This window comes from Salmonella sp. SAL04202 (assembly GCF_046550775.1).
Classification (GTDB): domain Bacteria; phylum Pseudomonadota; class Gammaproteobacteria; order Enterobacterales; family Enterobacteriaceae; genus Salmonella; species Salmonella enterica.
Genome location: NZ_JBGDXK010000004.1, coordinates 13,903 through 37,095 on the forward strand (window position 1 = coordinate 13,903; position 23,193 = coordinate 37,095).

At 50.3% G+C, this 23,193-nt stretch carries 15 protein-coding genes; 8 read left to right on the forward strand and 7 right to left on the reverse strand.

The features are described 5' to 3' along the window. Window positions 1-429: 429 nt before the first annotated feature. Together rcsD and rcsB are read left to right on the forward strand one after the other, a co-directional pair. Window positions 430-3,099 carry a phosphotransferase RcsD gene (gene rcsD, locus ACLJQJ_RS16355; protein ID WP_063808726.1) on the forward strand — a complete coding sequence of 890 codons (2,670 nt, stop codon included), beginning with the start codon at window positions 430-432 and terminating at the stop codon, window positions 3,097-3,099. Window positions 3,100-3,115: 16 nt separating this feature from the next. Then, complete coding sequence (rcsB, locus tag ACLJQJ_RS16360; RefSeq protein ID WP_001061919.1) at window positions 3,116-3,766, forward strand: response regulator transcription factor RcsB; 651 nt, start codon at window positions 3,116-3,118, stop codon at window positions 3,764-3,766. Window positions 3,767-3,868: 102 nt separating this feature from the next. Here rcsB and rcsC read toward each other — a convergent pair whose 3' ends face one another. The 4 genes from rcsC to ACLJQJ_RS16380 all read right to left on the reverse strand — a co-directional run bounded on the left by rcsC (window position 3,869) and on the right by ACLJQJ_RS16380 (window position 12,421). Further along, on the reverse strand, window positions 3,869-6,715 hold the full coding sequence (gene rcsC, locus ACLJQJ_RS16365; protein WP_000876084.1) for a two-component system sensor histidine kinase RcsC: 2,847 nt from the start codon (window positions 6,713-6,715) through the stop codon (window positions 3,869-3,871). Between the two features lie 117 nt (window positions 6,716-6,832). Further along, a complete protein-coding gene (gene gyrA / locus ACLJQJ_RS16370) occupies window positions 6,833-9,469 on the reverse strand; it encodes a DNA topoisomerase (ATP-hydrolyzing) subunit A (RefSeq protein WP_001281271.1) in 2,637 nt (878 codons plus the stop codon). Window positions 9,470-9,878: 409 nt separating this feature from the next. Continuing rightward, window positions 9,879-11,081, reverse strand: a complete 1,203-nt coding sequence (locus tag ACLJQJ_RS16375) for a mandelate racemase/muconate lactonizing enzyme family protein (protein WP_000705581.1) — start codon at window positions 11,079-11,081, stop codon at window positions 9,879-9,881. Window positions 11,082-11,095: 14 nt separating this feature from the next. Next, window positions 11,096-12,421 carry an MFS transporter gene (locus ACLJQJ_RS16380; RefSeq protein ID WP_000098078.1) on the reverse strand — a complete coding sequence of 442 codons (1,326 nt, stop codon included), beginning with the start codon at window positions 12,419-12,421 and terminating at the stop codon, window positions 11,096-11,098. A 49-nt stretch (window positions 12,422-12,470) separates the two neighbouring features. On the opposite strand from ACLJQJ_RS16380, the gene ACLJQJ_RS16385 reads away from it, so the two are divergent. From ACLJQJ_RS16385 to yfaE, 5 genes are all read left to right on the forward strand, one after another. After that, window positions 12,471-13,355 carry a GntR family transcriptional regulator gene (locus ACLJQJ_RS16385; protein WP_000944714.1) on the forward strand — a complete coding sequence of 295 codons (885 nt, stop codon included), beginning with the start codon at window positions 12,471-12,473 and terminating at the stop codon, window positions 13,353-13,355. 82 nt (window positions 13,356-13,437) lie between these two features. Continuing rightward, window positions 13,438-14,166, forward strand: a complete 729-nt coding sequence (ubiG, locus tag ACLJQJ_RS16390) for a bifunctional 2-polyprenyl-6-hydroxyphenol methylase/3-demethylubiquinol 3-O-methyltransferase UbiG (RefSeq protein WP_001091009.1) — start codon at window positions 13,438-13,440, stop codon at window positions 14,164-14,166. 355 nt (window positions 14,167-14,521) lie between these two features. Continuing rightward, complete coding sequence (gene nrdA, locus ACLJQJ_RS16395) at window positions 14,522-16,807, forward strand: class 1a ribonucleoside-diphosphate reductase subunit alpha (RefSeq protein WP_001076495.1); 2,286 nt, start codon at window positions 14,522-14,524, stop codon at window positions 16,805-16,807. 112 nt (window positions 16,808-16,919) lie between these two features. Next, window positions 16,920-18,050: a class Ia ribonucleoside-diphosphate reductase subunit beta gene (nrdB, locus tag ACLJQJ_RS16400; protein WP_000332030.1), complete on the forward strand. Its 1,131-nt coding sequence runs from the start codon at window positions 16,920-16,922 to the stop codon at window positions 18,048-18,050. Next, window positions 18,050-18,304, forward strand: a complete 255-nt coding sequence (gene yfaE / locus ACLJQJ_RS16405; protein WP_000533921.1) for a ferredoxin-like diferric-tyrosyl radical cofactor maintenance protein YfaE — start codon at window positions 18,050-18,052, stop codon at window positions 18,302-18,304. Before nrdB ends, yfaE begins: the two co-directional genes overlap by 1 nt. A 1-nt stretch (window position 18,305) precedes the next feature. On the opposite strand, the gene ACLJQJ_RS16410 is transcribed toward yfaE, so the two are convergent. Further along, entirely contained in the window at window positions 18,306-19,496 is a 1,191-nt protein-coding gene (locus ACLJQJ_RS16410) for an MFS transporter (protein WP_000660247.1), read from the reverse strand. A gap of 161 nt (window positions 19,497-19,657) precedes the next feature. On the opposite strand from ACLJQJ_RS16410, the gene ACLJQJ_RS16415 reads away from it, so the two are divergent. After that, the gene (locus ACLJQJ_RS16415) at window positions 19,658-20,536 is read left to right on the forward strand and encodes a LysR family transcriptional regulator (protein WP_000176719.1); all 879 of its coding nucleotides are present in this window, start codon (window positions 19,658-19,660) and stop codon (window positions 20,534-20,536) included. A 115-nt stretch (window positions 20,537-20,651) separates the two neighbouring features. Here the strand turns inward: ACLJQJ_RS16415 and glpQ are convergent, their stop codons facing one another. After that, a complete protein-coding gene (gene glpQ / locus ACLJQJ_RS16420) occupies window positions 20,652-21,722 on the reverse strand; it encodes a glycerophosphodiester phosphodiesterase (RefSeq protein ID WP_000858952.1) in 1,071 nt (356 codons plus the stop codon). Between the two features lie 4 nt (window positions 21,723-21,726). Next, on the reverse strand, window positions 21,727-23,085 hold the full coding sequence (gene glpT / locus ACLJQJ_RS16425; RefSeq protein WP_000948739.1) for a glycerol-3-phosphate transporter: 1,359 nt from the start codon (window positions 23,083-23,085) through the stop codon (window positions 21,727-21,729). Window positions 23,086-23,193: the final 108 nt, after the last annotated feature.

The following is a 23,193-nucleotide window of genomic DNA, read 5'->3' on the forward strand; positions in this document are numbered from 1 at the left end:
AACAGAATCTTCATTCGCAACTAAAATAGTGACCGCTATCATCATTAACTTTATTTATTACCGTCATTCACTTCTGAATGTCTGTTTACCCCTATTTCAACCGGATGCTTCGCATTCGGTTTTTTTTAGCCTTTTTCAGACACACCCGGCTGATTTATGCTACCTGCCTAAAACTATCACGGTTATTCACTACACTCCCCTGCTCGACCGTTCGTAAGACATTAGCAAATAATTTCTTGATATTTAGTGCTAAACATTTATAAGTAGTCTTTATATTTGTACCGTTTTGCGAAGGTTGTACGCTTTTCCCGTCCCGCCGACGGAGCGCGTGTTAAGTTGCCCGGCATGACGTAAGAGTCTGGAAATTCATTCATTACCCTTTATACTGCCCTTCACCTTCAGCGTTGCTTTTACAGGTCGTAAACATAAATGAGTCAGTCTGACACAACGGTCTCTACCCGATTCTCCCTTCTACCGGGAAGCATTACCCGTTTCTTCTTATTGCTGATCATTGTGCTGCTGGTAACGATGGGCGTTATGGTACAGAGCGCCGTCAACGCCTGGTTGAAAGACAAAAGCTATCAAATTGTCGATATCACCCACGCTATTCATAAACGCGTGGATACCTGGCGGTATGTTACCTGGCAAATTTATGACAACATCGCCGCGACCACTACGCCATCGACAGGTGAAGGACTTCAGGAAACGCGTCTGAAGCAGGATGTGTATTATCTTGAAAAGCCGCGACGTAAAACTGAAGCGCTGATTTTCGGTTCCCATGACAGCGCCACGCTGGAAATGACGCAGCGTATGTCAACTTATCTGGATACGCTGTGGGGCGCGGAAAACGTGCCGTGGTCCATGTATTACCTCAACGGACAGGATAACAGCCTGATTCTTATCTCTACCCTACCGTTGAAAGATCTCTCTTCCGGCTTTAAAGAGTCCACTATTGGCAATATCGTCGATTCCCGCCGGGCAGAGATGTTGCAGCAGGCGAATGCGCTGGATGAGCGCGAAAGTTTCTCCTCATTGCGAAAACTGGCCTGGCAAAACGGTCACTATTTTACGCTGCGCACGACCTTCAATCAGCCAGGACATCTGGCAACCGTGGTGGCGTTTGATCTGCCCATTAATGATTTAATCCCGCCGGGAATGCCGCTGGACAGTTTTCGGATAGAGCCTGACGCAACCCAGGCGACGGGGCGAAGCAGTGAAAAGGAAGCGCCTGATAGCGTCACGATTAGCTTTAACGGTTCAAAAATTGAGATCTCCTCAGCGCTTAACTCTACCGGAATGCGCCTGATCTGGCAGGTACCGTTCGGTACGCTTTTGCTTGATACGCTGCAAAATATTTTGCTGCCTTTACTGCTGAACATCGGGCTGCTGGCGTTGGCGTTATTTGGCTACGCCACGTTCCGTCATCAGCCGGGACGGACGACGGAATCGACATCCGGCAACGCGGCGAATAACGAGCTTCGCGTCTTACGCGCCATTAATGAAGAGATCGTTTCTCTGCTGCCGCTGGGTCTGCTGGTCTACGATCAGGAAGGAAACCGCACCGTGATCAGCAATAAAATCGCCGATCATCTGTTGCCGCATCTTAACCTGCAAAATATTACCAGCATGGCGGAACAGCATCAGGGCGTGATTCAGGCGACAATTAACAACGAACTGTATGAGATCCGTCTGTTTCGCAGCCAGATCGCTCCCCGCACGCAGATCTTTATTATTCGCGATCAGGACCGGGAAGTGCTGGTGAATAAGAAGCTTAAACAGGCGCAGCGTTTGTATGAGAAGAATCAGCAGGGCCGCGCCGCCTTTATGCAAAATATCAGCAACACGCTTAAAGAGCCCGTACGCCAACTGGCGGTTAACGCCGCAGCAGTCACCACGCCGGAAAGCCTGAAACTGGCGGATCAGGCGGATGTATTAGTACGTATGATCGATGAAATCCAACTGGCGAATATGCTGGAAAGTGACGCATGGAAAAGCGAAGCAACGCTGTTCTCCCTGCAGGATCTTATTGACGAAGTCGTGCCGGAAGTGCTGCCCGCCATTAAGCGTAAAGGGCTGCAACTGCTGATTAATAACCATCTTAGCGGCAACGATGAACGCTGGGGCGATCGCGACGCCCTGCGCCGAATTTTGCTGCTGTTGATTCAGTATGCCGTCACAACGACCGCTATGGGTAAAATTACGCTTGAAGTCGAGCAGGATGAATCTATCGCGGAGCGTCTGACTTTCCGTATTCTGGATACGGGCGAAGGTGTAACGTTAAACGAGATTGATAATCTGCATTTCCCGTATATGAATGAAACGCAGGGCGATCGTTACGGCAAAGCGAATCCGCTCACCTTCTGGCTGTGCAATCAACTGGCGCGCAAACTGGGCGGTCATCTCAACATTAAAGCGCGAGAAACGCTGGGCACGCGCTATACCGTTCATGTCAAAATGCTTCCTCACGATCAGCATACTCAGGTCGAAGAGCGCCTGCTGGACGACGTGAGCGTGATGGTCGATGTGACGTCCAACGAGGTTCGCGCGATTGTACTGCGTCAGTTAGAAAACTGGGGCGCCACCTGCATCACGCCGGATGAAAGGCAGATAAGTCAAGAATATGATCTCTTTTTAACGGATAATCCGTCTAATCTTACTGCCTCGGGCTTGCTTTTAAGCGATGATGAGTCAGGCGTGCGGAAAATTGGCCCGGGTCAGTTGCGCGTCAACTTTAATATGAGCAATGCTATGCAGGAAGCTGTACTACAACTTATCGAAGAGCAGCTGGCGCAGGAAGAGATTCCCGCCTCCCCGCTCGGCGGAGATGAAAATGCCGAGCTTCATGCCAGCGGCTATTATGCGCTATTTGTAGACACAGTACCGGATGATGTTAAGAGGTTGTATACTGAGGCGGCAACCAGCGATTTCGCTGCGCTGGCCCAAACGGCCCACCGCCTGAAAGGGGTGTTTGCCATGCTTAATCTGGTACCCGGCAAGCAGTTATGTGAAACGCTGGAACATCTGATTCGTGAGAAAGATGCTCCAGGTATAGAAAAATATATCAGCGACATTGACGCCTACGTCAAAAGCTTGCTGTAGCAAGGTAGCCCAATACATGAACAATATGAACGTAATTATTGCCGATGACCACCCGATTGTACTGTTCGGTATTCGCAAATCACTTGAACAAATCGAGTGGGTGAATGTTGTCGGCGAATTTGAAGATTCCACAGCATTGATCAACAACCTGCCGAAATTAGATGCGCATGTGTTGATCACTGACCTCTCCATGCCGGGAGATAAATACGGCGATGGGATCACCTTGATCAAGTACATCAAGCGTCATTTTCCGAGCCTGTCTATTATCGTTCTGACCATGAACAACAATCCGGCGATCCTGAGCGCCGTGTTGGATCTTGATATTGAAGGGATCGTACTCAAACAGGGTGCGCCAACCGATCTGCCTAAGGCGCTGGCCGCGCTGCAAAAAGGCAAAAAATTCACCCCAGAAAGCGTTTCTCGCCTGCTGGAGAAAATCAGCGCAGGCGGTTACGGCGATAAGCGCCTGTCGCCAAAAGAGAGCGAAGTATTACGCCTGTTCGCCGAGGGCTTCCTGGTCACCGAAATCGCCAAGAAGCTCAACCGCAGCATTAAGACCATCAGCAGCCAGAAGAAATCGGCGATGATGAAACTGGGCGTAGAGAATGATATCGCGCTGCTCAACTATCTCTCTTCCGTCACCCTGAGTCCGACAGACAAAGAATAAATCGCTTTTATGTTACCCAGCCTGATGGCGCTACGCTTATCAGGCCTACCAGTCGACTCATCTTTTACAGGCCGGACAGGCGACGCCGCCATCCGGCATTTTTTATGCCCGCGTTTTACGTACCCGCTCGGCATACACCGCCAGCGTCTGTTTCAACACATCCAGCGTCACAGGTTTCGACAAACAGCTGTCCATACCGGACTCCAGGCAACGTTGTTTCTCTTCCGCCAGCGCGTTCGCCGTCACGCCGACGACCGGCAGCGTCAGCCCAAGCTGACGGATACGCTGCGTCAGGCGATAGCCGTCCATGTTCGGCATGTTCACATCGCTCAGAACAATATCGATAGCATTTTTACTCAGCACATTCAGAGCGTCCACGCCATCATTGGCTGTCTTACACTGATACCCCAGCGATCCCAATTGATCGGCCAGCAGACGGCGATTGATAGGATGATCGTCAACGACCAGAATCATCATGTCGTCATTTGAATCTGCGGTTTTATCCGTCGTCGGCAATGCGCTGGAAAGCGCTTCACTATCCAGCTCAATACTATAAATACGCGCCAACAGTGCGGGCAACTCATGCACCGACGCCACACTATGCACCCACTCGCCAGGCGCTCTTTCCAACGGAATCCCGATATGACGGCGGCAAAAGACGACCGCCGCCCTCCCCTGCCAGGTATGCTCCAGCGCGTCATCGACAATCAAAATATCGTCTGCGGCGGGTTCTTGCCCTTCATAACGCTGCGTATGAACGCCGCTACGCGCCAGACTGGTCTCAATAAACTGGCACAAAGAAGTATTGCGCACCGCCAGCCAACAGCAGGTTCCGGCGAGTCCTTCCACGCTCTTTTTCACAGGGTATTGCGCGCCATAAAGCGGGATGCGCAGCGTAAACTGGCTTCCCATGCCCGGCTCCGAATCGACGGAAATATCGCCGTCCATCATGCTGATCAATTTTTCGCAAATCGCCAGCCCCAGACCGGTCCCCTGAAAGTTACGCTGTACGCCGGTTCCCACCTGGAAGAAGGGATCGAACAGGCGAACCACCTCTTTTGCCGGAATACCAACGCCGGTATCCCGCACGCGAATGCTGAGATAATCCCCATCACAGCGCACATGCAGCACGATGCAGCCAATATCGGTAAACTTAATGGCGTTGCTCAACAGGTTTGAAATGACCTGCTGTAAACGCATCGGGTCGCCGTTCAGCGATACCGGCACGTCAGGCTCAATAAAACAATACAGGCCGAGCTGCTTACGCACCACCAGCGGCAGATAATTGGCGGTGATATGGTTCATCACCTCTCGCGGTGAAAATTCGCGCGGCTCAATCTTTAGCTGTTCCGACTCAATTTTCGAGAAGTCGAGAATGTCGCTGATAATTTTCAGCAACAGACTGGAGGAATTATTCATCGCCGTGACCAGACGATCCACGCCTTTTGGCAGCTCTTTGGTTTGCAGCAGATCGAGATTGCCGATGATACCGTACAGCGGTGTACGCAATTCATGGCTGACCGTTGCAAGGAACATGGATTTAGACTGGCTTGCCTGCTCCGCCGCCTGCGCCATCTCTTGCAGCGACTCTTCCATTTTGACGCGCGTACTCACATCTACCAACACGCAAATCGCGACGTTTTCATTACGATAGCGGGAATGGACGAAGCTAATTTGCAAATTGGTATTATTGCTGGTCAATACATCAACAAAGTTGACCTGCTGGCCGCAAATAATTTGCGTCAGGCGCTGTCTGTCTTCATGCGTGAGCATGTTCAGGTAGGTGTGCGCCAGTTCGTTACTCAGAATATTGACACCATCAATAGTGCGCAGAATACAGATCCCCACCGGCGCGGAGGCAACGATTTTACGGTTGAACTGTTCATGTTCTTCCAGACGCTGGGCATCGCTCTCCGCCGGAATGAAAATTCGCCGCTCATACATCCGCGCAAGCGTAAACAGCCCTGCGCCCACCAGCACGTTTAGCAGGATAGCATTCAGGATAAGAATACGAATACGCTCCAGGACTAAATCTACAGGCACAGAATAGACAATACTGAGCGAGGATGGCGGCAGGCTTTTTTTGAGTACCAGTTCGCGAAAACCTGGCGTATAACCAAACCAGGAGCGCTCCTGCATCCAGCGCGGCTCCGCTTTAATATTGCCGTCAGGACCGGTCAACGAAATCAGCGAATGGCCGTTCTCATCAATAATAGTGACGCCCATCGGCAAACTGCCGGGCGTGAAAAAATTTTCCATACGGATGGACTGCTCGACGCCCAGCAGCGCCTGCAGACGGTTGGCCAGATACACCGGCGTCAGCGCATAAAAGTAGCCCACGCCCTGACGCGCGCCCTGGCTTATCCAGAAAAGGTTATTCCCACTTTCTTCCTGCGGCGCGTTGCGGTATTTCATAATCCGCTCATGTAACGCTTTTAACGCATCATCGCGCTCCACGGGCATTTCACGCAGGCCGAAATTCGCCATACAGAGGTTATCGCTGCCAATCAGGAAAACGCGGTTAAGATCATACGCCGCTGAAAAGTTGTCGCGCCAGTAACGCATAAACCAGGCCAGCGACTCCAGCGATCCGCGCCAGGCGGAGCCCATCGCCGCACAGTCTGAGTCGGCGAATAGCGGTTCAAAGTCCGGCACCACCATTTTGTCATCACGCGCACGCGACGACATGACGCCGTTTTCCGCCGTTAAACGGTTCTCGGCGATATATTTGAGCTCTTTCATCACATCCGACGTGCGCTGGATAAAACGCTGCGCCTGATCGGAGCTAAGGTTGAACTCCTGACGAATTTCAGACTCCCGCTGGTGCAGGGCATTGACGATGTAAAACACCGAAACAAAGGCGATTAAGAGCCAAATGAGTAACGCTAACGCTCTGAATAAGTAGCGCGAGACTTTCAGCGTAGTTCGAAAGGAAGCAAGGTATTTCAAAGGGGCGAAGCTCCGCCTCAGGATGTAAATAGAGTGTGACTAAGGTAGCGGTAAATGACGTAGCCCGCAACGGCAAAGAAAAAGGGCCGGATATCCGGCCCTCGCACAGCAATAACATTACTCGTCAGCGTCATCCGCAACGTCGTCATCGCTTTCCGCTTCCGGGGCGATATCCTCATCCCCTTCCGCCACGCTGCCGTCGATAGCGTCGAGTTCTTCGTCATCTACCGGTTCAGCAACGCGTTGCAGACCCACCACGTTTTCATCTTCCGCCGTGCGGATAAGGATAACGCCCTGGGTATTACGTCCCACTACGCTGATCTCAGACACTCGGGTACGCACCAGAGTACCGGCATCCGTGATCATCATGATCTGGTCGCAATCGTCTACCTGTACCGCACCGACAACGGAACCGTTGCGCTCGGTCACTTTGATAGAGATAACGCCCTGCGTCGCACGAGACTTGGTCGGGTACTCGTCCGCTGCGGTACGCTTCCCGTAGCCGTTTTGCGTTACGGTCAGAATAGCGCCTTCGCCGCGTGGGATGATCAGAGAGACTACTTTATCGTCTCCCGCCAGCTTAATACCGCGCACACCGGTCGCGGTACGCCCCATCGCACGGACGGCGTCTTCTTTGAAGCGCACCACTTTACCCGCGGCCGAGAACAGCATGACTTCGTCAGAACCAGAAGTCAGGTCAACGCCAATCAGCTCGTCGCCGTCGTTGAGGTTCACCGCGATAATACCGGCGGAACGCGGACGGCTGAATTCGGTCAGCGCCGTTTTCTTCACGGTACCGCTGGCGGTCGCCATAAAGACGTTGACGCCTTCTTCGTACTCACGAACCGGCAGAATCGCGGTGATACGTTCGTTGGCTTCCAGCGGCAGCAGGTTGACGATCGGACGACCGCGCGCGCCGCGGCTGGCTTCCGGCAGCTGATAGACCTTCATCCAGTACAGACGGCCCCGGCTGGAGAAGCAGAGGATGGTGTCATGGGTGTTAGCCACCAGCAGGCGGTCGATAAAGTCTTCTTCTTTAATACGCGCGGCAGATTTACCTTTCCCACCACGACGTTGCGCTTCGTAATCCGTCAGCGGTTGATACTTGACGTAACCCTGGTGAGACAGCGTCACGACAACATCTTCCTGGCTAATCAGATCTTCGATATTAATATCGGCGCTGTTGGCGGTGATTTCGGTACGACGCTCATCGCCGAACTGATCGCGAATTAACTCCATCTCTTCGCGGATCACTTCCATCAGGCGATCGGCGCTGCCCAGAATGTGCAGCAATTCAGCAATCTGCTCCAGCAACTCTTTGTATTCGTCGAGCAGTTTTTCATGCTCCAGGCCGGTCAGTTTCTGCAAACGCAGATCCAGAATCGCCTGCGCCTGCTGCTCAGTCAGGTAATACTGACCGTCACGCACGCCAAATTCTGGCTCCAGCCATTCCGGACGCGCAGCGTCATCACCAGCGCGCTCCAGCATCGCAGCAACGTTGCCCAGATCCCACGGACGCGAAATCAGCGCCGCTTTTGCTTCTGCCGGCGTTGGCGCGCGGCGAATCAGTTCGATAATCGGGTCGATGTTGGCCAGCGCAATCGCCAGAGCTTCAAGGATATGCGCGCGGTCACGGGCTTTACGCAGTTCAAAAATAGTACGACGCGTCACCACTTCACGGCGGTGGCGCACGAACGCTGAAATGATGTCTTTCAGGTTCATGATCTTCGGCTGGCCGTGATGCAGCGCCACCATGTTAATACCGAAGGAAACCTGTAGCTGGGTCTGGGAGTAGAGATTATTAAGCACCACCTCGCCCACCGCATCGCGTTTCACTTCAATCACGATGCGCATCCCGTCTTTGTCGGATTCGTCACGCAGCGCGCTGATGCCTTCCACGCGTTTATCTTTCACCAGCTCGGCGATTTTCTCGATCAGGCGCGCTTTGTTCACCTGATAGGGAATTTCATGGACGATGATGGTTTCACGGCCCGTTTTCGCGTCAGCTTCAACTTCCGCGCGGGCGCGGATGTACACTTTGCCACGACCGGTACGGTAGGCTTCTTCGATACCACGACGACCGTTGATGATCGCGGCGGTCGGGAAGTCCGGACCCGGAATATGTTCCATCAGCCCTTCAATGCTGATGTCTTCGTTGTCGATATACGCCAGGCAGCCGTTAATCACTTCCGTCAGGTTGTGCGGCGGGATATTCGTCGCCATACCTACTGCGATACCGGAAGAACCGTTCACCAGCAGATTCGGAATTTTGGTCGGCATGACGTCCGGAATTTTTTCCGTACCGTCATAGTTATCCACGAAATCCACCGTCTCTTTTTCGAGATCGGCCATCAGTTCGTGGGCGATTTTCGCCAGACGGATCTCCGTATAACGCATTGCCGCCGCGGAGTCGCCGTCAATAGAACCGAAGTTACCCTGACCATCCACCAGCATGTAACGCAGCGAGAATGGCTGCGCCATACGAACGATGGTGTCATACACTGCGGAATCGCCGTGGGGATGGTATTTACCGATTACGTCACCAACGACACGGGCAGATTTTTTATAGGCTTTGTTCCAGTCATTGCCCAATACGTTCATGGCGTAAAGTACGCGACGGTGTACCGGCTTCAGGCCATCTCGGACATCCGGCAGCGCACGGCCAACAATGACCGACATCGCATAATCCAGATAGGAGCTCTTCAGCTCTTCCTCAATGTTGACCGGTGTAATTTCTCTCGCAAGGTCGCTCATCTAACCGCTATCCCTCTACTGTATCCCGGATTCAAAGGTCGCAAATTATAACACATTCGCCCACGTACTGGTAAACGGAATGCAGCCAGACAATGCTTTATTCGGGTGCCGCATGCTCTCTTCATTTATAAGCGTGGTCTCGGCGTTTATCGGCGATCGGTTTCAGAGGCGACACAGGGGAGATCGGGGTCTGGCCAGGAAGAGGTTAGAAAATCAATACCTCCCGCGTATACCCGTCATACTTCAAGTTTCATGTGCGTTGGCGGCAAGTTACTCGGCCCATCCCTGGGCCTCGCCCCGTCGGGGTTAGCGCAAGCGCTGTTCAAGACGGTTAACCATTTTATCCTGCAACTCGAATTATTTAGGGGATATGCCGGGAGGCATAAACCATAATCAGTATCACCAGATGCTATTTAATCACATAGGCCAGGTATTCTTTCACTACCTCATCGTTTAATTCCTGACCCAATCCGGGCTGTTCCGGCGCGACATAATAGCCATTTTCCGGTTGATAATCGTGGGTACAAAGTTCCCGAATAGATGCTTTCATCGCATTGGTATGATGCTCATGAATAATAAAGTTGGGAATTGCTGTTTCCATATGCAGCGCGGCTACCGTGGAAACAGGACCGCCGCAAACATGCACCTGTACAGTGGTGTCATAAATATTAGCATAGTCACAGATTTTCTTTCCTTCGGTAATTCCGCCGCAGAGACACAAATCAGGTTGCGCTACGGCAATAGACTGCTTCTCCAGTAATTCCCTGTATCCCCATCTTGTGTAGGAACGCTCGCCAGTGGCGATTGGAATCGTTGTTGAACGGGAAACTTTCTGCATATTATCAGAATTTAATGGATGAATCGGTTCTTCATAAAGAAAGATACGATACTTTTCTATCGCCTTCGCAAATTGAATAGCTGAGTTTGTACCGAGAAGAGAATGGATTTCCACGATAATATCAGCATCATCCCCCATTGCTTCACGCATAGCGGCAATTCGCGCTTCCCCCATTTTTAATTGATCGGCCAGTAACAATCCTGAATAGTTACGATTTTTATTCTGAAAAACACAGTCATCACCATTACGATCGATTTCGAGTGGATCCACTTTAATCGCATCATATCCATCGTCAAGAGCCGCACGCGCCGCCTCAGCATATTCATCAGGTGTCACTAATATCTGGCGTTTATCCCCCCAACCAAATTGTAACTGACTAGCATAGGTTCTTAATTTTTCATTAGTTTTCCCGCCAAGGAGCTGATAAACAGGTACACCTAAATATTTACCTTTGATATCCCAAAGAGCAATATCAATAGCGCTCATTCCGGCATAAAAAACGTTCCCGCCTCCCATTCCCCAAAAAGTCTTTCTGAAAAAGAACTCCCAAATTTTTTCGATATTTAATGGATCTTCACCCACAATCAATGGCGCCAGATCTCTGATGATCCCTACGCCAGCTTTAGCGCCTGCGCCATAGGCCAGTCCTACTTCGCCAATACCACTTAATCCTGAGTCGGTATTCACCCGAATAAGTACTGGATTATAGGATGACATCGTTTGATCTCTTTTTTTTAATTCACAGTCAAAAACTTCAATAGACGTAATTTTCATAATTTCTCCATTTATCAGGTTCGTGATACAACATTTGTTTGTTGGCTTTTTTCTTTTTTCACATCAATTTTCATTAACGCCAGAACGGCTACCGCAGCGAAGCAAAGTATTGCCTCTACAATAAATATTCCTGTCGCACCATAATGAGTAGAAACGAATCCCAGTGATTTATTAATCAGGAATCCGCCAAGACTTGAACATGAGTTAATAAACGCAATGCTGATAGCCAACCCTGACGGCGACAATAATGCAGAAGGCAGCGCCCAGTAAGGTCCGTAATAGCTGAGGATCCCAACACCATAGAACGTTAGCCCCAGCATTCTCAACGACATTGAGGGGACAAGAGCAATCATCAGAAAACCACAGCCTGCCAGAAACATGGGTAATGCAGCATGCCATTTTCGTTCATTCTTTTTATCGGAATGCCAGCCCCACCAGGGCATGCTGAACATAGCGAAAATAAACGGAATACTCATGATTAAGCCAACGTCAGTATCCGTAAAATCAGCTGAAAATCCCTTCACCAACCCCGGTAACCAGTAGTTTGCCGCCAGAGCAGCCGCCTGAATCAACATGTAGGCGAAAGAAAGCTGAAGCAAAACTGGATTTTTGATTACGGAAAGAAAGGATGAGTTGGTATTTTTATTTAATGCCGCTGCGGTTTCATTGTCAGTGCGTAATTTATTAACTAAGGCCGATATCTGCTGTGGCGTAAGCCATTTAGCCTTTTCTGGACTGTCAGGCAGTAAATAAAATGTCAGGATGCCAAGGAATACGGTAGGGATACCTTCAATAGCAAAAAGCCAGCGCCAGCCTTCATAATCCGGGGTATTCAAATGCTCGATGATCCAACCAGACATCGGTGCAGCCAATACCGATGCAACAGCAATAGATAACATGAAGAAACTATTGACTTTTCCGCGTTCACGAGCCGGGAACCAGCATGCAAGATAATAAACCATGCCCGGGAAAAAGCCAGCTTCAAATACCCCCAAAAAAATGCGAGCCAGCAAAATATGTTGAGTATCTTTAGCAAAAAAAATCAGCCCTGTTACCGCTCCCCAGCCGATAATAATGGAACTAATCCATTTTCTTGCGCCAAGCTTTTGCAAGCCAATGCTACTCGGAATTTGAAAGATTAAATATGATATGAAGAATATAGAAGAAATATTAGCGAAATCCTCAGGCGTAATACCGAGAGATTCATTCATGCGTAATGCAGCAAACCCAATATTGACACGATCCATATAGTTAAAAAAGTAAAGAATAAAGGCCAAAGGAATGATTTTCCTTTTTACAATACGAATTGCATCGTATAAATTTTCTTGTGGACTACTCATTTTGCATCACCTTTTATGATTCAATGAATAAGGGTATTGACCGGAATCGATGTTACGTAAAAAACAATACAATTCAAAAGCTAATGTGTCATATCTGATATATCAGCAAGCAAACTTAATGAAATATACAATAACAACAATAAAGTATGTAAATTTTCTTATATCTGATATATTAGATCCGTTAATTTTGAATAAATTAATTACAATGGAGCCGGGTTTAACCATGGAGGAGAAGAAAATGAAAAATAGATTAAAGCGTGACTTTAGTCACATATCAATTGAAATACCCAAATCCATCACCCAGGTGATTAAAGAGAAAATAAGGGAGATGATTATCCATGGCGATTTCGATCTTGGGCAAGCGATCAGTGAAAATGAACTATCAAATATTCTGATGGTAAGTAAAACACCAATTCGTGAAGCTTTTATTTGGCTGAGCTATAATGAAAACCTGGTCAACATCATTCCCCGCAGTGGGACATTTGTTTTTTCTGTCACCGACGAGGATATCAATGATCTCATCAAAATGAGGGTTATCCTTGAACAGGGCGCAATTCGTGAAGCGATGGAGAAAAATGCTAACAATGTCATAGTCGAATTAAGCAATATTTTATCGAAGTCAGCAAAAATTAATGCAGAGCGAGATACGCAAGCTTACCTCAAACTGGATCATGATTTTCATTATGTTTTTGTGAAATATGCCGATAATAAATACATTTCACAAGCACACCTGTTGATCTCTGCACGTTTATTGGCAATTCGCTACAGACTGGATTTTACCGCTGAATATATCACCAGCTCTAACCGTGGACATGCCACTATTTTGGATATGTTAAAAAACAACAACGTCGAGGGCGTCTGTAATTTTATCACGCACCACATCGGTAGCGGTTTTACAGAACGCGCAAGAAAACTTCTTGCGCTGAAAGCGTAATAAAGACGGCAGTAGATATAACGCAGCGACTTTGCACCTGCTATACTGCCCCGATAGATCAATAGCGGAATCTCATGTACTCATGAACACTGAAAAACCGTCGGTAGCTCACAACGTTGACCATAATGAAATCGCCAAATTCGAAGCCGTCGCGTCGCGCTGGTGGGATCTGGAGGGCGAATTCAAGCCATTGCATCGCATCAACCCTCTACGTCTTGGCTACATTACTGAGCGCTCAGGCGGCCTGTTTGGTAAAAAGGTACTCGACGTCGGCTGCGGCGGCGGCATTCTGGCGGAGAGCATGGCGCGCGAAGGCGCTACCGTTACCGGGCTGGATATGGGCTTTGAGCCTTTGCAGGTCGCCAAACTGCATGCGCTGGAAAGCGGCATTGAGGTAGAGTACGTGCAGGAGACGGTTGAGGAACATGCGGCAAAACACGCCCAGCAATACGACGTCGTCACCTGTATGGAAATGCTGGAGCACGTTCCCGATCCGCAATCGGTCGTCCACGCCTGCGCCCAACTGGTTAAACCCGGCGGCGAGGTGTTCTTCTCAACGTTGAACCGCAATGGGAAATCCTGGCTGATGGCGGTCGTCGGCGCTGAGTATATTCTGCGCATGGTGCCAAAAGGCACGCACGACGTGAAGAAATTCATTAAGCCGGCTGAACTGTTAAGCTGGGTAGATGAAACCGTCCTGAAAGAGCAACATATCACCGGGCTGCACTACAACCCGATAACCAATACTTTCAAACTCGGTCCCGGAGTAGACGTTAACTACATGTTGCATACCCGCGCTAAAAAAGCCTGACATCAAAGAATTTTCCTATAAGGGTTGCGTTAGATCATCGGGCGCAACCTTTCTCTTCGATGAAGAAATCAGCATTCGATCAAATTTTGATTTTTTTTTATGAATTGTTGACATCCTCTCCAGGCCTTATCAGACGCGCATTTAGCGATTCTTACGCTTTTGCAACCGCAATTTAACGCCAAAATCAACTCTTGTACTCAAAAGAATCCCTACTAGAATACTCACCATATAGCGTTTCACTTATCGATTACCCCCTATATATAGTATTTATCCACAGAGTTAGTCACAACGTGGCGTTGTGGATAAGCGGGGGGATATTTTTCTTTCACGGACAGGTAAACAGGTAGAAAACCACATGAATCAGAGTCTGCTGGTGACAAAGCGTGACGGCCGTACTGAGCGCATCAATCTCGACAAAATTCATCGCGTGCTTGATTGGGCGGCAGAAGGACTGAATAACGTATCGGTTTCTCAGGTCGAGCTACGCTCGCATATTCAGTTTTATGATGGGATTAAGACCTCCGATATCCATGAAACTATCATTAAGGCCGCCGCAGACCTGATCTCTCGCGATGCGCCGGATTATCAATACCTGGCTGCGCGTCTGGCGATTTTCCACCTGCGTAAGAAAGCCTTCGGCCAGTTTGAGCCGCCCGCACTTTACCACCATGTGGTAAAAATGGTTGAGCTTGGCAAATACGACAATCATCTGCTGGAAGACTACACGGAAGAAGAGTTCAAGCAGATGGATTCGTTTATCGTTCACGATCGCGATATGACCTTCTCCTACGCTGCCGTTAAGCAGCTGGAAGGGAAATATCTGGTGCAAAACCGCGTGACCGGCGAAATCTATGAAAGCGCACAGTTCCTCTACATTCTGGTAGCGGCCTGCCTGTTCTCGAACTACCCGCGTGAAACGCGTCTTGACTATGTAAAACGTTTTTACGATGCGGTCTCTACATTCAAAATCTCGCTGCCGACGCCCATCATGTCCGGTGTGCGTACCCCAACCCGTCAGTTCAGCTCCTGCGTACTGATCGAGTGTGGCGACAGTCTGGATTCCATCAACGCCACCTCCAGCGCTATCGTGAAATACGTTTCTCAGCGCGCCGGTATCGGCATCAACGCTGGCCGCATTCGTGCGCTGGGCAGCCCGATTCGCGGCGGCGAGGCCTTCCACACCGGCTGTATTCCGTTCTACAAGCACTTCCAGACGGCGGTGAAATCCTGTTCGCAGGGCGGCGTGCGCGGCGGCGCGGCGACACTGTTCTATCCGATGTGGCACCTGGAAGTGGAAAGCCTGCTGGTACTGAAAAACAACCGCGGCGTGGAAGGCAACCGCGTACGTCACATGGACTACGGCGTACAGATCAACAAACTGATGTATACCCGCCTGCTGAAGGGCGGCGACATTACGCTGTTCAGTCCGTCCGATGTACCCGGGCTATACGATGCGTTCTTCGCCGACCAGGACGAATTCGAACGCCTGTACGTGAAATATGAAAACGACGACAGCATCCGCAAACAGCGTGTGAAAGCGGTCGAACTGTTCTCGCTGATGATGCAGGAACGCGCCTCTACCGGTCGTATCTATATCCAGAACGTTGACCACTGCAATACTCACAGTCCGTTCGATCCGGTTGTCGCCCCGGTACGCCAGTCTAACCTGTGTCTGGAGATTGCCCTGCCAACCAAACCGCTGAACGATGTCAACGATGAAAACGGCGAAATTGCGTTGTGTACGCTGTCTGCATTCAACCTGGGCGCCATTAAAACTCTGGACGAGCTGGAAGAACTGGCTATTCTGGCAGTACGCGCTTTGGATGCTCTGCTCGATTATCAGGATTACCCGATTCCGGCTGCCAAACGCGGCGCAATGGGTCGTCGTACGCTGGGCATTGGCGTGATTAACTTCGCCTACTGGCTGGCGAAAAACGGTAAACGTTATTCCGACGGCAGCGCCAATAATCTGACGCATAAAACCTTCGAAGCCATTCAGTACTATCTGCTTAAAGCGTCCAACGAACTGGCGAAAGAGCAAGGCGCCTGCCCATGGTTCAACGAAACCACCTATGCAAAAGGCATTTTGCCGATCGACACCTACAAAAAAGATCTGGATGCGATCGTCAACGAACCGCTGCACTACGACTGGCAACAGCTGCGTGAGTCGATCAAAACCCACGGTCTGCGTAACTCCACGCTATCGGCGCTAATGCCGTCGGAAACGTCGTCCCAGATCTCCAACGCCACCAACGGCATTGAGCCGCCGCGCGGCTACGTCAGCATCAAGGCCTCGAAAGACGGTATTTTGCGTCAGGTCGTGCCGGATTATGAGCATCTGAAAGACGCTTACGAACTGTTGTGGGAGATGCCGAACAACGACGGTTATCTGCAACTGGTGGGTATCATGCAGAAGTTTATCGATCAGTCGATTTCCGCCAATACCAACTACGATCCGTCACGTTTCCCGTCAGGAAAAGTGCCGATGCAGCAACTGCTGAAAGATTTGCTCACCGCGTATAAGTTTGGCGTGAAAACTCTGTACTATCAAAATACCCGCGACGGCGCGGAAGATGCGCAGGACGATTTGGCGCCTTCTATTCAGGACGATGGCTGCGAAAGCGGCGCTTGTAAGATCTGATGAATAGTGCCGGGTAGCGCTATGCTTACCCGGCCTACGATTGTACGGTTTGTAGGCCGGATAAGGCGCTTGCGCCGCCATCCGGCGCTCATCCCATAAAGGATTCACTTCAATGGCATACACCACTTTTTCACAGACGAAAAACGATCAGCTCAAGGAACCCATGTTCTTTGGCCAGCCGGTCAACGTTGCACGCTATGACCAGCAGAAATATGACATCTTCGAAAAACTGATCGAAAAACAGCTCTCTTTCTTCTGGCGTCCGGAAGAGGTCGACGTCTCCCGCGATCGTATCGATTATCAGGCGTTGCCGGAGCACGAAAAACATATCTTCATCAGCAACCTCAAATACCAGACGCTGCTGGATTCCATTCAGGGACGTAGCCCGAACGTCGCCCTGCTGCCGCTCATTTCCATCCCGGAGCTGGAGACGTGGGTAGAGACCTGGGCGTTTTCTGAGACGATTCACTCACGATCCTACACCCACATTATTCGTAACATCGTCAACGATCCGGCGGTCGTGTTTGACGATATCGTGACCAATGAGCAAATTCAGAAGCGCGCCGAAGGTATCTCCGCCTACTACGACGAACTTATTGAGATGACCAGCTACTGGCACCTGCTCGGTGAAGGCACCCATACCGTTAATAGCAAAACGGTTGTCGTGAATCTGCGTGAGCTGAAGAAAAAACTGTATCTGTGCCTGATGAGCGTGAACGCGCTGGAAGCCATCCGCTTCTACGTCAGCTTCGCCTGCTCTTTCGCATTTGCCGAGCGTGAACTGATGGAAGGCAATGCCAAAATTATCCGTCTGATCGCCCGTGACGAAGCTCTGCATCTGACCGGCACGCAACATATGCTGAACCTGTTGCGTAGCGGCGTGGACGACCCGGAGATGGCGGAAATCGCCGAAGAGTGTAAACAGGAATGTTATGACCTGTTCGTGCAGGCGGCGCAGCAGGAAAAAGAGTGGGCGGACTATCTGTTCCGCGACGGTTCGATGATCGGCCTGAATAAAGATATCCTGTGCCAATACGTTGAATATATTACTAATATTCGTATGCAGGCGGTAGGGCTGGATCTGCCGTTCCAGACCCGCTCCAACCCAATCCCGTGGATCAATACCTGGCTGGTGTCCGATAACGTTCAGGTTGCGCCACAGGAAGTGGAAGTTAGTTCTTATCTGGTCGGACAAATCGATTCGGAAGTCGATACCGACGATCTGAGTAATTTCCAGCTCTGATGGGACGCGTCACGCTGCGTATCACTGGCACACAGCTGCTGTGCCAGGATGAACACCCTTCTCTGCTGGCCGCGCTGGAATCGCATAACGTTGAGGTGGAGTATCAGTGCCGCGAAGGTTATTGCGGCTCCTGTCGTACCCGGCTGGTTGCCGGTCAGGTTGACTGGATTACGGAACCTTTAGCGTTTATCCAGCCGGGAGAGATTTTGCCCTGCTGCTGCAGGGCAAAAGGCGATATCGAAATCGAGATGTAACTCAGTGCAACTCGCTGGTGGAAACCAAAGGCATCACGCCACGTTTTTTCATCTGCACGGCATACAGTGCGCCAGCGAGTACCACCAGCACCGCGCCAGCGACATAAATCATACGATAGCCAACCGACTCAACCATCATTCCCATGATAAAGGCGCCAATCGCCATTCCGGCGTCCATCGCGTTAAAGAACAGTGAATTCGCCACGCCGATTTTATGCGGTTCAACCGAGCTGATAATTTGCGTCTGGAAAACCGGCGTGACCGAACCGTAGCCGATACCGATGAGACCGCCGGAAATAATCATCATGATGCTGCCATTGGTGTAGCCCAGCGCCACCAGACCGATGGTAAAAGCCAACAGGCATGGGAAAACAACATATTTCGGCCCTTTTTTATCACAAATATTCCCGGTGAAGGTACGGCATATCATCAGGAAAATCGCGTAGCACAGCAGGAAATTACTGGCCGCCGCCATTAAATCCAGCTCACGCGCATACAGCGCCAGGAAAGCCGACACGCCGGCATAGGAGAAAGTCATAAAAAAGGTGACCAGCGCAAAAGGCAAGGCGGCGCGGTCAAACATCGCGGCAAAACCCAGATTCGGTTTCGAACCATCGGCATGACGAATTACCGGAGGGACCGTCACAATCAGGGAAAGTACAATCCCTAACGCCGCTACAGCGGAACAAAGCCAGAATGCGGCAGTGAACGCGTTCCAGCGGGCCATATTCAAACCGATCCACGGTCCTACGACCATCGCAAGGCCCATCGCTAAAGAGAAAAAGCTGATGCCCTCTCCACGTCGGGAAGCCGGAATTAACCGCGCTGAAATAGTTCCTTTTACCGTGGTAATAACACCAAACGTAATCCCATGAAGTACGCGGATAAAGAGCAGCGACTCGATAGAATGGCAAACCGGATACAGCGCGGTAATCACCAAAAAAGCCAGAGAAGAGAGCACCAGAATCTTTTTATTCGAATATTTTCCCACCCACTGCCCGGCAAACGGCCGAATAACAATTGCCGCGGCCAGGAAACATGTCACTAACAGCCCGGCCTTATCTGCAGAAGCATGCAGGCGGTCAGCGATATAAATGGGTAATAAAGTTAGCAGTACATAAAAAACAAAAAAGATAATAAAACTGACTATGGTGATTGCCCAAAAATCCTTCGTCCATAATTTTTCTTTCATTCTTAACGACCCGCTCAGATGGCGCACGCAGGCAACGCTCAGCTCAACTGAACACCTATCAGGTGCGTCAAAATGTGATGTATTCGATAGAATCGCAGTATAAACAAGTGCACCCTATTAGAAAAATTAATCGTTTTAATTATATTGATTAGGTTTTACTAATGACGCTAACCCAAATCCATGCCCTGCTTGCCGTACTGGAGTACGGCGGATTTACCGAAGCCAGCAAACGGCTATACATGACGCAATCCGCCGTCAGCCAGGCCATCTCCGCGCTTGAGGAGGAGCTCGGCGTTGATATATTAATTCGTGAGCGTCGTAAAGAGATTGAGCTTACCGCCGCCGGTAGCCGCATCGTCAGGCACTTACGCGCGATCCAGCGCGACGTCAACGCGGTAAAAGAGATTGCCGAACAAGAAAAAAAGAACCCGGCCCGTACGCTACGGATTGGCTGTTTTCCCAGCGCCTGCGCCTGCATTTTACCCGGCGTCATTCGCTATTTTGAAAGCCATCATCCAAATGTAAAAATTATCCCCTATGAAGAGAACAGTACGGCTATTATTGATTCGCTGCAGGACGGAAGTATTGATGCCGGTTTCGTTCCTTTTCCGGTCAACGGTATGTATTGCGTCCCCATTTACCGGGATAAATTCACCGTAGTGGTGCCTGAAAATCATCCCCTGGCGGCCAATAGTACAGTAACGGTCGAAGAACTGATGGACGAACCACTTATTGTCAGTAAAGGTCGTTATGAATTAAGCATTATGGCGTTGTTTAAAGAAAAGGGTATTGAGCCGATATTTAAATATGAATTTAACCATCCCGATACTGCGCTGAATTTTATTCGCCAGGGATTAGGTATCGCCTTATTGCCAGAATTAACCTTAAAAGCCACGACAGGAAAATTATGCTCCGTGGCGCTGGAACCCACCTTTTATCGACAAATTTCCCTGTTAGCAAAAGAACCGCCGGTAGAAGGAAGTCCGCTATTTTTATTACAAAAATGTATGGAAACACTGACCGATGAGGGGTTGCTATAAAACAATCCCGCCTGATGGCATTGCGTTTACCAGACTTACGCTGGCAAACGTTGCGCCAGGCCGGATGAGGCGTTTATGCCCTCATCCGGCGCGTCACTTCGACTATGGCAAACCTTTAGTCATTTTTTTGCAGGAACATGACCGCCTTATCCGGGAAGTCAGTGAACAGCCCGTCGACGCCCGCCTTGTTATACAGGATGTCGTACAACTGATTGACGTCTGTGGCATAGTCCGGCAATTGATCGGCACGCACAGTGTAAGGATGCACTACCATCTTATTCTGATGCGCGTCTTGCACCATTCCAGTCAGCTTGATATTCCCTTTCGTTGAGCCTTCCGCAACCAGCATATGGTAATCCGGACCAATACCGTCCGCATATTCCGCCACCTGCTTCATAGCGCCCGGCTTAAACATCCAGTCGTAGTTGTAATTTACCCAACGACCGTCCGGCTGTTTCTGCTGTGTTTCATTCCAGTCGGTATACGCAATAAGTTGAACCAGATTGAGATCCATCCCCATTTTGGGTTCCAGTTCATTCTTAATACGTTTCAGCTCAGCGACATCAAAACACTGCAAATAGACATTGTCCTGCTTGCCGGTGTAACCATACTTCTTCAGCACTTCCAGCGTTTTCGCGGCAATATCTTTCCCTTCCTGATGATGGAACCACGGCGCTTTAATTTCCGGATAAATACCGATATTTTTACCGGTAGAGTGATTTAATCCCTGAACGAATTCAATTTCCTCTTCAAAGGTATGAATGCGGAAATCAGATTTTCCCATCGGGAAACGGCCCGGATAAGTTTGTACTTTTTTGCCGTTTTCAATATCAAACCCTTCGGTAAACTTCAGGGATTTAATTTCATCCAGCGTAAAATCGATAGCGTAATAGCGCCCATCTTTACGCGCCCGGTCCGGAAAACGGTCAGCGACGTCAGTCACCCGGTCAAGGTAGTGGTCATGGAGGACGACCAGATGGTCGTCCTTTGTCATCACTAAATCCTGTTCCAGATAATCTGCCCCTTGCGCATACGCCATCGCTTTCGCCGGTAGCGTATGCTCCGGCAGATAACCGCTGGCGCCACGGTGGGCGATAACGACTTTTTCAGCCGCCACGGCGCCGCTTCCGATGGTCATTCCTGCCAACATTAACGCCACGCTAAGGTTTTTCAGTGTGGTTTTCATGTTATTAGCCTCCGTTGCGTTTTAACTGCAGCTCATCATGATGGCGTTTTTCGCCAATCATCACGACCACCAGCAGGATTACCGCCAGAATGCTGCCGCCAATCATCACCATAAAGCCGCCATCCCAACCGAAGAAGTCAACGGTATAACCCACAATGGCGCTTGCAGCGACAGAACCGCCCAGGTAACCAAACAGACCGGTAAAGCCCGCCGCCGTACCCGCCGCTTTTTTCGGCGCCAGTTCCAGCGCGTGCAGACCGATCAACATTACCGGGCCGTAGATCAGGAAGCCGATGATAATCATACAAGCCATATCAACGTTCGGGTTTCCTGCCGGGTTCATCCAGTAAACGATGGTCGCGATAGTCACCAGGGTCATAAAGAACACGCCGGTCGCACCGCGGTTGCCACGGAAGACTTTATCCGACATCCAGCCACACAGCAGCGTGCCCGGAATACCCGCGTATTCATACAGGAAGTAGGCCCAGGAGGATTTATCCAGTGCGAAATGCTTCACTTCTTTCAGGTAGGTCGGCGACCAGTCGAGGATGCCGTAGCGCAGCAGATAAACAAACACGTTGGCGATAGCGATGTACCACAACAGTTTGTTTGGCAGTACGTACTGCATGAAGATCTGCTTCGCAGTCAGCTCTTCTTCCGCTTTTTCGTTGTAGTCGTCCGGATAGTCGTTTTTATACTCTTCGATAGGCGGCAGACCGCAGGATTGCGGCGTATCGCGCATCATTGCGAAAGCGAACAGCGCCACCACAATCGCGCCAAAGGCTGGCATATAGAGCGCCGCTTTCCAGTCGTTAAACCACGCCATCCCCAGCAGGAACAGCAGTGGCGGGATCCCGCCGCCGACGTTATGCGCACAGTTCCAGACCGACACAATGCCGCCGCGCTCTTTCTGCGACCACCAGTGAACCATCGTACGTCCGCACGGCGGCCACCCCATCCCCTGGAACCAGCCGCAAAGGAACAACAGCACAAACATCACGGCGATGCTGGATGTCGCCCACGGTACAAAGCCCATAAACAACATGACTGCTGCGGCCAGAATCAACCCTGCCGGCAGGAAAACGCGCGGATTCGAGCGATCGGACACCGAACCCATTATAAATTTCGAAAAACCATAAGCGATGGAAATCCCGGACAGCGCAAAGCCCAGATCGCCGCGTGAAAAACCCTGTTCTACCAGGTAGGGCATCGCGAGGGCAAAGTTCTTGCGCACCAGATAATACGCGGCATAGCCAAAGAATATCCCCAGGAAAATCTGCCAGCGTAATCGGCGATAGGTCGGATCAATCTCCGCCGCTGGCAAGCGCGCTTTATGCGGCGCTGGTTTAAAAATACTCAACATATTGTAGCCTCCGTGGCCCGTATTTTATTTAGAGGTAAACACCGCAGTTCGTTCAAACAACCCCGCTGCTCCCAGTGTGGCCGCGATGTTAAGTAAAGATACGTCACG

Coding starts and splice junctions, on each gene's coding strand:
- glpQ (WP_000858952.1), bottom strand. CDS start 21,722: ATGAAAACCACACTGAAAAACCTTAGCGTGGCGTTAATGTTGGCAGGA.
- gyrA (WP_001281271.1), bottom strand. CDS start 9,469: ATGAGCGACCTTGCGAGAGAAATTACACCGGTCAACATTGAGGAAGAG.
- ACLJQJ_RS16385 (WP_000944714.1), top strand. CDS start 12,471: ATGTTACGTAAAAAACAATACAATTCAAAAGCTAATGTGTCATATCTG.
- rcsB (WP_001061919.1), top strand. CDS start 3,116: ATGAACAATATGAACGTAATTATTGCCGATGACCACCCGATTGTACTG.
- ACLJQJ_RS16375 (WP_000705581.1), bottom strand. CDS start 11,081: ATGAAAATTACGTCTATTGAAGTTTTTGACTGTGAATTAAAAAAAAGA.
- ACLJQJ_RS16380 (WP_000098078.1), bottom strand. CDS start 12,421: ATGAGTAGTCCACAAGAAAATTTATACGATGCAATTCGTATTGTAAAA.
- ACLJQJ_RS16415 (WP_000176719.1), top strand. CDS start 19,658: ATGACGCTAACCCAAATCCATGCCCTGCTTGCCGTACTGGAGTACGGC.
- rcsD (WP_063808726.1), top strand. CDS start 430: ATGAGTCAGTCTGACACAACGGTCTCTACCCGATTCTCCCTTCTACCG.
- ubiG (WP_001091009.1), top strand. CDS start 13,438: ATGAACACTGAAAAACCGTCGGTAGCTCACAACGTTGACCATAATGAA.
- nrdB (WP_000332030.1), top strand. CDS start 16,920: ATGGCATACACCACTTTTTCACAGACGAAAAACGATCAGCTCAAGGAA.
- ACLJQJ_RS16410 (WP_000660247.1), bottom strand. CDS start 19,496: ATGAAAGAAAAATTATGGACGAAGGATTTTTGGGCAATCACCATAGTC.
- glpT (WP_000948739.1), bottom strand. CDS start 23,085: ATGTTGAGTATTTTTAAACCAGCGCCGCATAAAGCGCGCTTGCCAGCG.
- yfaE (WP_000533921.1), top strand. CDS start 18,050: ATGGGACGCGTCACGCTGCGTATCACTGGCACACAGCTGCTGTGCCAG.
- nrdA (WP_001076495.1), top strand. CDS start 14,522: ATGAATCAGAGTCTGCTGGTGACAAAGCGTGACGGCCGTACTGAGCGC.